Here is a 12,595-nt window from a genome sequence, read left to right on the forward strand (position 1 = left end):
GTTTGGATGAGTGATGTCATCGTTGTCGGCGCCGGACCAACCGGATTGATGCTGGCCGGTGAGCTCCGGCTACAGGGCGTCGAGGTCGTGGTGCTGGACAAGGACGAGCAGCCGGCTCCGTTCGTTCGTGCCCTCGGCATCCACGTGCGCACGATCGAGATCATGGAGCAGCGCGGCCTGCTGGGCAGATTTCTCGCGCACGGCAGAAAGTATCCGCTCCGCGGATTCTTCGCGGGCATCGCCAAACCCGCACCCCCTTACCTGGACACCGCACACGGTTACGTGCTGGGCATCCCCCAGCCCGACATCGACCGGATTCTCGCCGAACATGCCACCGAAGTCGGCGCGGACATTCGGCGCGGCAAGCGCGTCGTCGCGGTCCATCGAGACGACGACGGCGTCACCGCCGAATTGTCCGACGGCACAACGCTTCACGCACGCTACCTCGTCGGCTGCGACGGCGGGCGCAGCACCGTGCGCAAGCTGATCGATGTCGGCTTCCCCGGCGAGCCGTCGACGGCCGACACGCTGATCGGCGAAATGGAGGTGACCATGCCGGCGGACGAACTCGCCGCCAAAGTCACCGAAATCCGCGAAACGCAGAAGCGATTCGGAATCGGACCGTCCGGAAATGGCGCGCACCGCGTCGTGGTGCCCGCAGCCGATGTCGCCGACGGTAGCACCGTCGCGCCCACCCTCGACGACATCAAGCAACAGCTGCGGGTCATCGCCGGCACCGACTTCGGCGTGCACTCACCGCGTTGGCTATCGCGCTTCGGTGACGCCACCCGTTTGGCCGAGCATTACCGTCGCGGCCGGGTGCTGCTCGCCGGCGACGCCGCACACATCCACCCGCCGATGGGAGGGCAGGGTCTCAACCTCGGCGTCCAGGACGCGTTCAACCTCGGCTGGAAGCTCGCCGCCGCGATCAACGGCTGGGCACCGCACAACCTGCTCGACAGCTACGAATCCGAGCGGCGTCCGGTGGCCGCCGACGTGCTGGACAACACGCGTGCACAGGCGGAGTTGATTTCCACCGAAGCGGGGCCGCAAGCGGTGCGGCGCTTGATCTCTGAGCTGATGGACTTCGACGATGTCACCCGCTACCTGATCGAGAAGATCACCGCGATCTCGGTCCGCTACGACTTCGGCGACGGCCATGACCTACTGGGCCGGCGGCTGCGGAACATCACATTGACCCGCGGCAACCTCTACGACCTGATGCATGCCGGCCGCGGAATGCTGCTCGACCAGACCGGACAACTGTCGGTCGATCGATGGAACGATCGCGTCGACCACATCGTCGACACCAGTACCGAATTCGACGCTCCCGCCGTGCTGCTTCGTCCAGACGGCCATGTGGCATGGGTCGGGGACGCGCAGTCGGAGTTGAATACCCATCTGGCTAGGTGGTTCGGCCGCCCGGCAACCTAAGTGCTTTCGTACCGGTCCGCTGGCGCGGTAACCGGCGCGTTCGAGTCGGCGGGCCCGCGGCCGTCGTAGTAGTCCCCGGCGACGCGGCCTCCCTCTCCACCTTCTCGGCCCGCGCCGAAGCCGAACTCGACTGGGAGCCGCGACATCATCGCCGACACCTTCCACCAGTCCACGTCATCCTGAACGAGCAAAGGATGGCGTGATCACTGCCGAGGCATCCCGCTACGCTTCATCGGTGACTTTCACTACGAATGAGCAGCAGTTCCTCGCGGAGGCCGGGATCGGGCGGCTGGCCACGGTATCGCCCGACGGCGTTGTGCAGAACAACCCGACCAGCTATCGGGTGAATGCCGACGGCACCATCGACATCGGCGGTATGCGCATGCACGCCAGCCGTAAGTACCGCAACGTCGAGGCGGGCAGTCGGGTGTCGTTCGTCGTCGACCAGCAGGTCTCGTTGGAGCCGTACGTTATTCGCGGCATCGAAGTGCGCGGCACGGCCGAGGCGCTCGACGACCAGGAGCCGCCGTTCCCTCCCCAGGAGCGCTCGATCATTCGGATCCATCCCGAACGGATCATCTCGTGGGGCATCGACGGCGGCTCCTTCGATTTCACCAGTCGCACGCCCAACAGCTAAGTGATCGCGCCCGTAATTCCCTTGGAGGTCAAGCGGCGCGGGCTCGAGCGGTCGTCTCGCTCGGCTGGTCCTGTTCGAGTTCGTGGCGGTCGAGCCTGGTGAGTAGATCGGCGCCAGGACGCACGTGGTCAGAGGGGCTGGAGCCGGGCGTGCAGGAGGCAGAATTCGTTGCCCTCTGGGCCGGCCAGGACGTGCCAGCTGTAGGTGCCGGCCCGGCCGACCTGGGTACTGTCGGCAGATTCCACGACATGTGCAGCGGCGCAGGCAGACCCGGCGATTCAAAGATGTTGTCCGAGTTGACTGCTCACTCACGGGGTGTCCCGTCCCAACGCCATGTCGCGAGCCGACGGTGCGCGGGTAGTTCCGCGCGTCCGGTGGCCCACAACAGAGTGGTCCACGGATCGGTGGATTCCGGTGCGTCCGGAAACAGTCGGGCAAGCACCCGCGTGCACAAAACCGCGGGTGGGTGCCAGGTGAGTCCGAGCCCCTGCGCAAGGTCGTGGGTATGCACCAGGGTCTCTACAACTCCCATCGCCGCGAAGCCCTCGGGATCCGAGATACCGAAGACGTGGTAGGCGCGGGTCTGCGGCGGCGTCGTGCGCACCATAGAAACCAGCAGCGTCCCGCTCGCCTCCAGCACTTGCAGCAGGCCGTTGGGTCCAGCCGCACGATCTGCGTGCACTGCGTTCGCTGGGCCGCCGGGTCGTCGACTCTCCCAGAGAAACGGCACCTCGCTTTCCAAGGGCGGCGTTGCGGGGGCCAGTTGAACGGCGTACGCGAACAGATCGTCGCTGAGATGCTCGACGGTCTCCCAGCAGTCCCATTCGAGCGAACCGGCCTTACCGTCCCACGCCGCTGCAGGCGCCTCGCGAAGCGCCGCCACGGCCAACTGAACGGCAAGGTGGAGGTCCTCGGCAGTGACCCGGGGCCGGGGAGCGCCACTCTCAGCTGATCGGGACATCACCGAACCATACCCACAATCGAAGGGGCACATCGCAGTTCGCGTCACACACGGTGCCTGCGCCCGCGTAGCCGGACCGGCCGACTGCTCGGGTCTCTTGGCGGGCATATTCGCGCCTGCCGCTTACGGCGCGGTGAGCGTGCGAGATGCGCTGTAGCACAGAATATTCGCTCACGTAATTCCGGCGCGCTCGGCGGAATGCGATGCCCCGTATCCCCACCGGCCGAGAGCAAACAGTCCATGAGGTGGCATCTTCGTGCTTCGGGAGCAATAGAAACGGGTGCTACCGGAACGCCGGGTTGGCATTCCAGACACGCTGAGGCAGCCGCCCGATCGGCGCGATCTATCGGCACGACATGGAGATTCGACTCCCACGCTGCAAGTCGGTCGACTGAAAGCCAACGACTACGTCGCAGCGTAAAGTGTTGTCTGCGTGCCCCATTCGCTCAGCCGGACATGACTTGCTGTCTGGCCGACCGGGATTGGCGAGACCGCGATGTTGTTCGTAGCACCCATCTCTGGAAGGACGCATGTTCACCACAACCGAATCCGAGCTGGACGATCTCTATGCGGCCATTGAGAAATCCGCGCGGCTAGTGAACGTCCCCTGCGCGCGAGACACTGTCTGGCCCACCCTGACCGCATACGGCACGATGCTCACGCAGTCCGTGATCTCTTTCAGAGTGGTCACCGACGCCCGCCGCTCGGGAGACCTCGACTACCGTTTCTTGACGTTGCCGAGAGACGCCGACCCTTACAACATCGCCCTTTCCAACAAACTGCTTCCCGAGACCGAGCATCCGATTGGCGCTCTGCTGGACCAGGTCCAGAAACAGTGCCCCATCGACAGCTACGGAATCGATATCGGCGTAGCCGGCGGCTTCAAAAAAATCTGGCCGTTCTTTCCTGCCGATGGCGTGCAAAAGGTATCGGAGCTTGCCGCGCTTCCCTCCATGCCGCCCAGTCTCGCCGACCACGCCCGCATGTTCGCACGTCACGGCTTGGAGGACAGAGTCGGCTTGCTCGGCATCGACTACCACGACAAGACGATGAACGTGTATTTCCCCGGACTGCCGGCCGACTACTTCGAACCCCGCGCGATCGTGGCGCTGCACCGAGAAGCCGGACTTCCGGATCCGAGCGATCAATTCCTTGCACTCACCGAGAAAGCATTCGATATATACGCAACCATCAGCTGGGAATCTCCTCGGATCGAGCGCCTCTGTTTCCCTGTGATAACCCCGGACCCGACAACGCTCCCAGTCCCGATCGACCCGCACTTCGAGCAACTCGTCGACAAAGTTCCGTTCAGCACGACCGACCGTCGATTCACCTATGCCGCGACCTCGTCGCCCCGTGGAGAGTCCTACAAATTCAGTTGGTTTTACCAATGGCAACCCCGAATACTGGACAAGATGAAGACGTCCGATTCATAGAACTGTCAATAGGGCGTTCTCCGTAGCAGTACCTGTGCGGCCGGGCCGGTTACATCCCAACAGGTGTGCTCAACCGAGCGGAATATCGGCGGAGGTCGACGGGATCGCGTCGAGTGCGGCCATGACGGTGTCTTGCAGGGCGATCGTCGCGGTGGCGATATTGGCTTCGAGATGGCGGGTGCGGGCGGTGCCGGGGATGAGCATGATGTTCGGTGCGTGGTGCAGCAGCCACGCGAGGCCGATCTGGGCGGGGGTGCAGTCGAGGGATTGCGCCGCGGCGGCGACGACCGGATCGTCAGTGACCTTCGGCATAGTCGGGAAGGCGCTGCCGAGCGGGAAGAACGGGACCCAGGCGATCCGTTCGGCCGCGCAGAGTTCCAACATGCCCTCGTCGGCGCGGGAGACGAGACTGTAGGCGTTCTGGACGCATGCGATCCTTGCGGGAAGGGCCCGGCGCAGGCCGTCGAGGGTGATGCCGCTGAGCCCGATCGCGCCGATCTTGCCCTCCTCGCGCAGCGTGATCAGGGTCGCGAGTTGATCGTCGAGTTCGACGATTTGGTCGCCGGAGGCCCGCAGGCCCGGCCCGGCGTCGAGGCGGCGCAGGTTCACCACCGGGATCCGATCGAGGCCGAGGGAGGCGAGATTGTCCTCGACGCTGGCCCGCAGTTGCTCGGGTCGCTGAGCCGGCCGCAGCGGGATGTCGGCACCCGGCGCGGGGTCGGCGCCGACCTTGCTGACGACCACGACGCCGTCCTCGGGGCCGAATGCGTCCCGGATGAGCCCGTTGACGAAGCCGTCACCGTAGAACTGGGCGGTATCGACGTGGTCGACCCCGAGTTCCCACGCCCGGCGCAGCAGCGCGATCGCGGCGGCGCGGTCGGCATGCAGGCGTTCGAGTTGCATCGCGCCGTATCCGATGCGCGACACCGTGTGGTTGCCCAGCGTCCCGGCCCCGCCGGGGCGCGGCACGCCCGAGGGAGCGAGCTTGGTGAGGGACGTGATCTTCGCGGTCATGGGTTCTCCCACATGAGACGATAGGTGAAGCGGAGGATGCTCCGCTTCACCAACTATACCGGAGGTGCCTCCGAATTGAGTGCTGTCGATCCGACGTCCCCCGAGAACAAGCCCCGCGGTGCTCGCGCCCCCCGTGCCGACGCACAGCGCAATCGCAACAAACTCGTCGAGGTCGCCAGAGCCGCGTTCGCCGATGCCGGCGACACCGCGACATTGGAGGGCATCGCTGCTGACGCCGGTGTCGGCATCGGCACCCTGTATCGCCATTTCCCGACCCGTGAAGCTCTGGCCGAAGCCGTGTACGCCGCGGAACTCGACGATGTCACCGACAGCGTCGCGGTCCTGCTGCAGCAGCACCCCCCGGATGCGGCGCTGCGTGCGTGGATGGGGAAATACGCCGCCTTCGTCGCGACCAAGCGCGGCATGGCCGACACGCTTCGTGCCGGTTGGGCCTCGGGCCGCATCGCGGTACCGGCAACCCGGGAACGCATCACCGCTGCCATAGCCACAATGCTGGCCCACGGAGCCGAAACCGGCTCACTGCGTGGCGATGTCGAACCGGAGGACATCACGGTGATGCTCCTCGGAATTCTTCTCACCACAACAGGCGGTTCCTCCCAGCAAACGGAGCGACTACTCGACCTCATGCTCGATGCCCTACGGCTGAAAACAACCAGCGGCAATGCACGACAACGAAGGAGCAAGCATGCAAGCCATCATCGTTGGGAATCGTGACGCCGGCGTCGCCGGGATGACCCTGACGCACGACCTGCCTTACCCCCACGCCGCCGAGAACGACGTGATCGTGAAAGTACACGCCGCGGGGTTCACCACCGGCGAGCTGGACTGGCCAAGCACCTGGACCGACCGCGCCGGCCGGGACCGGACCCCGAGCGTGCCTGGCCACGAGTTGTCGGGAGTGATCGTCGAGCTGGGGTACGGCACCACGGGTCTGACCGTCGGCCAGCGGGTCTTCGGTCTGACCGACTGGACCCGCAACGGCACACTCGCCGAATACACCGCGGTGGAAGCCCGCAATCTCGCTCCCCTGCCCGCGGATATAGACCACATCGTGGCCGCCGCGCTGCCGATCTCGGGATTGACCGCCTGGCAGGGTCTATTCGACCACGCCCGCGTCACCAGCGGTCAGACCGTCCTGATCCACGGCGCCGCCGGCGGTGTCGGCTCGATCGCGGTGCAACTCGCCCACGAGGCCGGGGCCCGAGTCATCGGCACCGGCCGAGCCCGCGACCGCGACCGCGCGCTCACCTTCGGCGTGCACACCTTCCTGGCCCTGGACACCGAGCCGCTGGAACAGGTGGGCGAAGTCGATGTGGTATTCGACGTGATCGGCGGAGACATCCTGGATCGCTCGACCAGCCTGGTACGCGCCGGCGGAACACTTGTCACCATCGCCACGCCACCTACGATCCAGCCCGACAACGGACGCGCCGTCTTCTTCGTCGTCGAACCCGACCGGACCCAACTCACCGAGCTCGCCACGCGCCTGCGCGACGGCCGCATCAAGCCGGCCGTCGGTGCCGTCCACCCTCTCGCCGAAGCACCCCACGCCTTCAATCCCGGGAGGCACAGCCCCGGCAAGACGATCATCCGCGTCAGCGACGAATGAACACACACCGCCGTTCACCCTGACTGCGGTCGGTCGCCGAGTCGGACGCCTGGGCTCGAATCCCACCGACCGCAAAAAACACGGCAACACCACTCCGTTTCCCTCCAGAGGCCTCCTCGCCTCTTGCGCGACCATTAGCCACTCCACGAACACCGCCGGTGATAGGCATGGCTCAGCACGGGCGGAGGTGGATGACTGGCAGGCCGTGCTCGGTGCGCACGCGCTCGGCCACGAGTGAGCGGTGGCATGCCTCCGGATCGCGCTCGACGCAGAAAAGGGCGGTCGCCGAGTCGCTCGGAAGGTCGGCCACGAGCGCGCCGAGGTCGAACGGGTCGAGGATCTCACGGGTGTAGCGCTCGGCGTACTGGGGCGCAAGCGTGATGCGGTTGCGCTTGCCCACGCCCTGCCGGTCGTCCTCACGGTACTGGAGCTGGCGCAGCTCGGTCGTCGGCGCCAGTTCCTTCAGGTGCCGGTAGCCGATGTCCGCCGCGGCGAGCGCGAGCTGCAGCCGCGCCGAGTTCGCCCAGGAGTAGTCGGGGCCTCGAACGCCACGGCGCTGGCGAAGATCGAGGAGCAACCCCACGCCCGCGCCGGTGAGCTGCTCGATGAAGGCACCGGCCGTGAAGCCGTACACGCCGATCGTCACGATGCGCCTCATCGCAGCACCTGGCCAACTCGGTGACATGACGGGACGCCAAGCCCGAGTCTTCGGCACTCGCTGAAAGCGGCGCGGCACGCGCGCCCCTGTGCGGCGGTGGACACGGTCACGACGGCCCACCGCCGCCCCGCTACGGCACGAGTGCCGGCTGGTCCACGGCCCATAACCACGACCCATCCGGCTGGCGACGGGCGATCTCGACGGTCACCTCGCCGGTGGTCAGCGTGGACGCTGTGAGTGCCAGGTCTTCGCTCACCAGCGCTGGATGCTGCCTGCCCGGCGAGAGCACCGGCGCGGCCGCGACAAACTGCTCGTACACCTTGCGGATCTCCGCATGTCCGGTCGCGAGGTTGCCCGGCGGAAACGCCAGCACGGCGTTCGGCTCGTACAACGCCACCAGCCCGTCGACGTCGCCCGCGTTGGCGCGCTCGATGAAGTACCTGCCCAGGTCGTTCGGCTCAGTGGCCACTTTCTTATTGGTCATACTGATAAGGCTCCCAACGAATCACGACATCCTGTGTCGTGTATTTCTGCAAAGGTTTTCGTATGCGCGCCGACCGGTTGGTCTCGCTGGTGCTGCTGCTGCGCCAGCACGGTCGGCTGTCCGCGACCGCGCTGTCCCGCGAGCTGGAGGTATCCACCCGCACCGTGCTGCGCGACATCGAGGCGCTGTCCGCAGCCGGCGTCCCGGTCTACGCCGAACGCGGCCGGCACGGCGGTTTCGCGTTGTTGCCCGGTTTCCATACCGAGCTCACCGGGCTGAACCACGACGAGGCACTTGCCCTGCTGGTCGCCGGATCACGGCGCGGCGCACAGGCATTCGGCCTCGGCTCGGCGCTCACTTCGGCCATGCGCAAGGTGGTCGACGCGCTACCCGAAAGCCATCGGGCCACCGCGGCCGGCGCGGCCCAGCGACTGCTCATCGACCCGGAGACCGACCTCCTCGCACGCCGACTGGTCGCTGAAGAGGCGCCCGACACCGTAGTGACCGAGGTCCGGCGCGCGGTGTTCGCCGGACACAAGCTGCGCATCCATTACGCGGCTGTGGACCAGACCCCGAAGTGGCGCACAGTGGACCCGATCGGCCTGGTCATCGTCCGCGACCAGGTCTACTTACTGGCCACGAGGTCCGGCGCGGACCGCACCTACCGGCTGTCCCGAGTGTTGGCCGCCGAGGAACTTCCCGAATCCGCCCAGCGATCTGACCGGGTCGATCTGGACCGCGCCTGGCAGGAACGCAGCACGCGGTTTCGAACCGGCGGCGACCTAGTCACCGTGTTGGTACGGGTGAACCCGGCACAGCGGGAGGAACTGGTGGAGACCGCGCTGACCGTCCGTGCCGAAGAAGCCGACGCAGACGGCTGGCTGCGACTGGAGGTGACCTTCCAAGATCCGAGACACGCCGAATGGGCACTGTGGCAACTCGCCACGAACGCGGAAGCCCTTGCCCCGCAATGGTTGCGCACCTCCCTGCGCAACCGCGCCGCCGCGATCGCCACCTGCTACGAAGTGTCATCCTGAGAGTTGCCGCCTTCGGCGGGCCGACGCGGAAGCTGACAAGCGCCGGCCTCGCTCGCACAAACCTCGACCGCCGCCCCGACTACATCCTCGCCGACTACATGGCCTCAGGCACATAGCAAGTCAACGCACCCACACGCCGATGAGCGCGCACTCAGAGGGCTAGGAAAACCGCCGTTCGGAACAGTCCCGCGCGCGTAGAGTCGCGCGCATGTCTTGCAGGATCACCGAATTGGTCATCGACTGCGCCGACCCGCAACGGCTGGCAGACTTCTGGTGCGAAGTCCTCGGCTACGTCGAACTCGGCTGGGAGGGCGACGACCACCTGGAGATCGGCCCGCCCGGAACCGGCTTCGGCGGGCCGCAGCCCACATTGTTGTTCGGTCGCAGCACCGAGCCGAAGCGCGGCAAACTGCGGCTACACCTCGACGTGAACCCCACCGACCGCGATCAGGAAGCGGAACTGGAACGGCTGCTCGCGGCAGGTGCGCGGAAGGTCGATATTGGCCAGCCCGGCGCCGCAACGTGGCACGTACTGACCGACCCGGAGGGGAACGAATTCTGCCTGCTCCGGCGCCGAGTCGAGGCAGTGGAGAGCGACCCGAACACACGGTAGCCGCGAAGCGCGTCGTGCTGTGCGCGGATGCTGGTCCAGTCCGCGCACGCCCATCAAATGTGACGAAGTCCAACCGTGGAAGGTGATGCAGGTCATTGCCAGCGCAGGCGTGGTTAGGCATCGTCGTCAATTCGTTTTTGGAAAGAACCTGGTTGGAGATGCCCAAATGGCCGACCACAATTTTGCTTACGACCTCACACTGGACGAGGCACGACGGCGCAGCGCCGTGGTCGCGGCGCTCGGTGACGACTGGGATCCGGCCGCGGTGCTCGCCGAGGAAGATCTGGCATACGACATGCTGTACTCGAATCTCGACGATGAGCAGCAGCGGATCTACGAGGAACTCGTCCTGGCCGGGATCCTGCCGGATCGGGCGACGCGCTACATCGCCGACTGATCTCACCGCCGAGCACGAACCATGACTGCTGTTCGACGTATTGCCTCCGGCGAGTAGTGACCTAGCTGCTGCGGCTCTCGGCTGAGTTTCGTGGGCAGTGGCTGCGCAGTGATGCCGTCTAACGCGCTTCTCAACGGTCACGCGGCCGCACCCCAGGTTCGACGGTCAGTGGCCGAGCCGCGGGGTCCGCAGAGGACCCCGCGACCGGCTGTACTGCGCCGCCCGCACCCCTCAGGCGGCGTCGAGGGCCGCAGTGATCTTGCGGGCCATCGCAGCCACAGCGGGACTGGACTCACCCTTGCGGGGCCCGACGGCGGCTTCGACGGCGACCAGGACGGTACCTCGGAAATTGTCGGCCTCGCCCGGATGCTGCTCGCCGAGCAGGCGCATGGCCTCGGTCAGGGCCGGCAGCACCTGGTCGGCGAGTTCGGCGACAGACTTACCTCGCAGGTGAATGTCTTTGGACTTGGCGGCGAGCACATGCCCGACCAGCCCGGTCGCCGAGGTCAGGGCGATCGAGCCGTGCGAGATGCCCTTGTGCGGCGCACCGGAGGCGGCCATCAGCGACACCGCACCATAGGCGGCGGTACGCAGGGTGCTCTTGTCCTGGTCGGTCAGAGTGATGGTGACAGACATGTCGTGTACTCCTCGAAATCGGTTGTGGCACCGTGCCGGTGCCGGTCGTTTTGTTCGATGTACACACTGTCGCCGGGCCGACTGACACCGACCTGACACACACCTGACACCCCCACTGACACCGCGAACGACCATCAACGCACCAGCTAACCCGCTGACGACCACACCGCCCGAGACCGCTGTGGCTCAGAACGTCCTATGCCGCGACCACGCGTTCGATCAGGCACAAACGTTAGCCAGCAGTCGATCTCGCGAGCTTCTGCATCTGCCGCGGCGGGCCGGCCACATCTAGCTCCAGAACATAACCTTGCGCACCCGCCGAAGCAGGTGGTTGCGCTGTGTCGCAGGCAATTCCCCGCGCACATCGCTGGACCCGAGGCCGAAATCCGAAACGGTGCCGACCGAGCGCTCAGGGATTTCGCTTCTCGCACAACGCCGCCCAAGTTGCGTGGTAATCGACTGTCCAAACGGTTGCCTCGATCACACATTCGCCATGCGCGTAGATCGTCTTCCCCATGGCTATCATCAGACGCAATGCATGTCGACTTGATGCTTGATTCTTTGGATGGACTGTCCGTGGGGGACGCTTTGGGGCAGCAGTTCCCGATCATGCGCCGATCCATCGCAGATCTTCGGGCAGGTAATCTTCCTGCCGGACCGTGGGGGTGGACCGACGACACCGAAATGGCCTGCTCTGTAGTTACCGAGCTGTCCAGTCGCGGCGAGATCGACCAGGATCGGCTCGCCACCGCTTTCGCGCGACGCTTCGACCCGGCCCGTGACTACGGTTTCGCCACGGTCGGCACCTTGGGGCGAGTCCGCGATGGCGTGCATTGGCGCACCGCGGCCGCAGCCGCGTTCGGTGACGAGGGTTCCTGTGGCAACGGTGCGGCCATGCGGGTTGCCCCGTTGGGTGCCTTTTATGCCGGCGATCCGGAAAAGGTTGTCGCCGAAGCGGTCCGGTCGGCGCAGGTGACGCATCTACATCCCGAAGGGATCACCGGTGCCGTCGCGGTTGCACTCGCCGCAGCCCACGCCGCGCATGCCCGCCTCAACGGGACACGGCCCACACCAACCGAATTCATCACCAGCGTCCTGGACCGCCTCGACCACAGTGACACGACCCGGCTGATCCGCCGCGCCCGCACCCTGCTCGGAGCCCCCACCGCCGAAGCCGCGAACGAACTCGGCAACGGATCTCTGGTCACCGCGCAGAACACCGTGCCGTTCACGATGTGGGTCGCAGCCACACATCTGGACAACTACCCGGCCGCAATCACCACATGCATTGCCGCAGACGGAGATATCGACACCACCAGCGCCATCGTCGGCGGAATCGTCGCCGCCTACACCGGCAACCGCCCGGCCCCGATCGTTGGGATACCCCAAACATGGCTTGCCGCACGAGAGGAGTTGCCCCACTGGTGCAACTCCATCGATCGAACACACAGGCGCAAGAATTCTGTATACGACCGCGCACGACGATGGCTGTCAAGCGCATCATCGAGATGACCACGATTGGCCGGCCGGCATCCGCCGCCTGTCATCGGCCATCGGCATCACAGTGCCCGATGGCAACGTCGAACTGCTCGACCGTGCGGCCGTTCGGGGGCTGCCCCGTTGGGGTGCTGCCCGAGGTGGCGGCGGCCGCGACGGAC

At 65.9% G+C, this 12,595-nt stretch carries 14 protein-coding genes; 9 read left to right on the plus strand and 5 right to left on the minus strand.

Annotation, left to right across the window (positions count from 1 at the left end; all coding sequences use genetic code 11):
• The first annotated feature begins 6 nt into the window (after positions 1-6).
• Both rox and ACIBI6_RS13275 read left to right on the plus strand, forming a co-directional pair.
• Entirely contained in the window at positions 7-1,434 is a 1,428-nt protein-coding gene (rox, locus tag ACIBI6_RS13270; protein ID WP_364341974.1) for a rifampin monooxygenase, read from the plus strand.
• 235 nt (positions 1,435-1,669) lie between these two features.
• Positions 1,670-2,071, plus strand: coding sequence for a PPOX class F420-dependent oxidoreductase (locus tag ACIBI6_RS13275; protein WP_396956245.1), 402 nt, complete (start codon positions 1,670-1,672; stop codon positions 2,069-2,071).
• 304 nt (positions 2,072-2,375) lie between these two features.
• Here ACIBI6_RS13275 and ACIBI6_RS13280 read toward each other — a convergent pair whose 3' ends face one another.
• Positions 2,376-3,032 (minus strand): hypothetical protein, encoded by a 657-nt coding sequence (locus ACIBI6_RS13280; protein ID WP_396956246.1) that lies wholly within the window; start codon positions 3,030-3,032, stop codon positions 2,376-2,378.
• 530 nt (positions 3,033-3,562) lie between these two features.
• Between ACIBI6_RS13280 and ACIBI6_RS13285 the strand changes: the two genes are divergently transcribed.
• Positions 3,563-4,468, plus strand: coding sequence for an aromatic prenyltransferase (locus ACIBI6_RS13285; protein WP_396956247.1), 906 nt, complete (start codon positions 3,563-3,565; stop codon positions 4,466-4,468).
• Between the two features lie 69 nt (positions 4,469-4,537).
• On the opposite strand, the gene ACIBI6_RS13290 is transcribed toward ACIBI6_RS13285, so the two are convergent.
• A complete protein-coding gene (locus tag ACIBI6_RS13290; protein ID WP_396956248.1) occupies positions 4,538-5,482 on the minus strand; it encodes an aldo/keto reductase in 945 nt (314 codons plus the stop codon).
• A 75-nt stretch (positions 5,483-5,557) separates the two neighbouring features.
• Here ACIBI6_RS13290 and ACIBI6_RS13295 point away from each other — a divergent pair, with 75 nt between their 5' ends.
• Together ACIBI6_RS13295 and ACIBI6_RS13300 are read left to right on the plus strand one after the other, a co-directional pair.
• Complete coding sequence (locus tag ACIBI6_RS13295) at positions 5,558-6,217, plus strand: TetR/AcrR family transcriptional regulator (protein WP_364341984.1); 660 nt, start codon at positions 5,558-5,560, stop codon at positions 6,215-6,217.
• On the plus strand, positions 6,189-7,112 hold the full coding sequence (locus ACIBI6_RS13300) for an NADP-dependent oxidoreductase (RefSeq protein WP_396956249.1): 924 nt from the start codon (positions 6,189-6,191) through the stop codon (positions 7,110-7,112). The genes ACIBI6_RS13295 and ACIBI6_RS13300 overlap by 29 nt, the downstream gene beginning before the upstream one ends.
• Before the next feature lie 172 nt (positions 7,113-7,284).
• On the opposite strand, the gene ACIBI6_RS13305 is transcribed toward ACIBI6_RS13300, so the two are convergent.
• Positions 7,285-7,770 carry a DUF488 domain-containing protein gene (locus ACIBI6_RS13305; RefSeq protein ID WP_396956250.1) on the minus strand — a complete coding sequence of 162 codons (486 nt, stop codon included), beginning with the start codon at positions 7,768-7,770 and terminating at the stop codon, positions 7,285-7,287.
• A 130-nt stretch (positions 7,771-7,900) separates the two neighbouring features.
• Positions 7,901-8,254 carry a YybH family protein gene (locus ACIBI6_RS13310; RefSeq protein WP_396956251.1) on the minus strand — a complete coding sequence of 118 codons (354 nt, stop codon included), beginning with the start codon at positions 8,252-8,254 and terminating at the stop codon, positions 7,901-7,903.
• Positions 8,255-8,316: 62 nt separating this feature from the next.
• Here ACIBI6_RS13310 and ACIBI6_RS13315 point away from each other — a divergent pair, with 62 nt between their 5' ends.
• The 3 genes from ACIBI6_RS13315 to ACIBI6_RS13325 all read left to right on the plus strand — a co-directional run bounded on the left by ACIBI6_RS13315 (position 8,317) and on the right by ACIBI6_RS13325 (position 10,301).
• Positions 8,317-9,291 (plus strand): helix-turn-helix transcriptional regulator, encoded by a 975-nt coding sequence (locus tag ACIBI6_RS13315; RefSeq protein ID WP_396956252.1) that lies wholly within the window; start codon positions 8,317-8,319, stop codon positions 9,289-9,291.
• Positions 9,292-9,499: 208 nt separating this feature from the next.
• Positions 9,500-9,904, plus strand: a complete 405-nt coding sequence (locus ACIBI6_RS13320) for a VOC family protein (protein ID WP_396956253.1) — start codon at positions 9,500-9,502, stop codon at positions 9,902-9,904.
• A 166-nt stretch (positions 9,905-10,070) separates the two neighbouring features.
• Positions 10,071-10,301 (plus strand): DUF6400 family protein, encoded by a 231-nt coding sequence (locus ACIBI6_RS13325; protein WP_396956254.1) that lies wholly within the window; start codon positions 10,071-10,073, stop codon positions 10,299-10,301.
• A gap of 231 nt (positions 10,302-10,532) precedes the next feature.
• Here ACIBI6_RS13325 and ACIBI6_RS13330 read toward each other — a convergent pair whose 3' ends face one another.
• Positions 10,533-10,937 carry a hypothetical protein gene (locus tag ACIBI6_RS13330; protein ID WP_396956256.1) on the minus strand — a complete coding sequence of 135 codons (405 nt, stop codon included), beginning with the start codon at positions 10,935-10,937 and terminating at the stop codon, positions 10,533-10,535.
• Between the two features lie 576 nt (positions 10,938-11,513).
• Here ACIBI6_RS13330 and ACIBI6_RS13335 point away from each other — a divergent pair.
• Positions 11,514-12,449: an ADP-ribosylglycohydrolase family protein gene (locus ACIBI6_RS13335; protein WP_396956257.1), complete on the plus strand. Its 936-nt coding sequence runs from the start codon at positions 11,514-11,516 to the stop codon at positions 12,447-12,449.
• Positions 12,450-12,595 lie beyond the last annotated feature (146 nt).

The sequence above is a fragment of the Nocardia sp. NPDC050412 genome (assembly GCF_044458825.1).
GTDB lineage: Bacteria > Actinomycetota > Actinomycetes > Mycobacteriales > Mycobacteriaceae > Nocardia.